The organism is Desulfofustis glycolicus DSM 9705 (assembly GCF_900130015.1).
Classification (GTDB): domain Bacteria; phylum Desulfobacterota; class Desulfobulbia; order Desulfobulbales; family Desulfocapsaceae; genus Desulfofustis; species Desulfofustis glycolicus.
This window is the reverse complement of record NZ_FQXS01000096.1, coordinates 1-1,335: the sequence shown is the minus strand read 5'-3', so window position 1 is coordinate 1,335 and position 1,335 is coordinate 1. Positions and strand designations below refer to the sequence as shown.

The 1,335-nt window shown below is 53.3% G+C and carries 1 protein-coding gene; it reads left to right on the top strand.

Annotated features, from left to right (window positions below; translation table 11 throughout):
• Positions 1–70: 70 nt before the first annotated feature.
• Positions 71–1,321 carry an ISL3 family transposase gene (locus BUC26_RS22555; RefSeq protein ID WP_073379688.1) on the top strand — a complete coding sequence of 417 codons (1,251 nt, stop codon included), beginning with the start codon at positions 71–73 and terminating at the stop codon, positions 1,319–1,321.
• Positions 1,322–1,335: the final 14 nt, after the last annotated feature.

The window sequence follows — 1,335 nt, the reverse complement described above, 5'->3', positions numbered from 1 at the left end:
GGCTCCTCGTCATTTCGTGTGGATTTGATATCATAAGATCAAATCCACACGAAATAGCGAGGAGAAACGTATGAATGGCAACGATATCATAGCATTAGGACTTGGATTAGAGAGACCCTGGGAAATCACCGGCCAATCTCTGAACACCGAGTGCACGCCCCACGAACTGCGGATCACCCTGTCCGCTCCACGGGGAAGCAGTTTCCCTTGTCCTGAGTGCGGAGAGCTGTGTAAGGCCCATGACTTCAAGGAAATGACCTGGCGGCATCTCAACTTCTTCCAGCACCATTGCTATATCACTGCCGACGTGCCACGAATCAAGTGCAACGACCATGGGGTTAAAAGAATCACCGTGCCCTGGGCGCGCAAGGGTAGCAAGTTCACCTTGCTGTTCGAGCAAGCCGCGCTCATGCTGGTTCGCGAGATGCCGGTATTGGCTGCAGCCCGGATCATCCAGATTCCCGATAAAAAGCTGTGGCGCATCGTGTCTCATTACGTCTCGGAAAGCCTGGCCAAGCTTGATCTGACCGAACTCAAAGCCATTGGTCTTGATGAAACCTCGGCAAAGAAACGGCACAACTACGTGACCGTGTTCATCGACCTGGACCAACAGAAGAATCCGGTTGTTTTCGCCGTTCCCGGCAAAGGCCAGGATACGATCCGTGAATTTAAACGATTTCTCACTGAGCACGGCGGCACTGCCGACAATATCCTGGAAGTGACGTGCGATATGTCCAGGCCATTTCTGTCCGGTATCAGGAAGCATTTCTCGAAGGCAGAGATCACGGTCGATTGGTTCCATGTCGTGCAGATCTTCACCAAGGCGGTCAATAAAGTCCGTGTCTTGGAGGCCAAGAAGAAACGGTTGCCAAAGGCAACGCGCTGGGCTGTCTTGAAGAACGAGGAATCCACCACCCTCAGCGAAAATGAACGACACGCCCTGGCAGAGCTCAATTCGATGGACTTTTTCACGGCCCTCGCCTGGCGGGTGAAAGAGCGGTTGCGTTGGGTCCGAAAAGCAGCAACCCCGCAGGCAGCCAAGTGGCGCTTGAGCAATTTTCTACTGTGCATGGCAGAGACCGATTTGACCAGATCACCGGTGTTAAAGCCGATCATCTCCGCAATCGAAACAGTGATCAGGCACCGCCAGGCGATTGAATCACGGTGGCAGTCGGGCCACAGCAATGCTCGCCTGGAAGGCTTGAATAGCATTTTCCAGGCAGCCAAAGCACGGGCCAGAGGGTATCGGAACCCACAGACATTTATCAGCATGATTTACCTGATCGCCTCACCGGTTGGTAATCTGCTCAAATCCACTTGAAACGACGAAGAGCC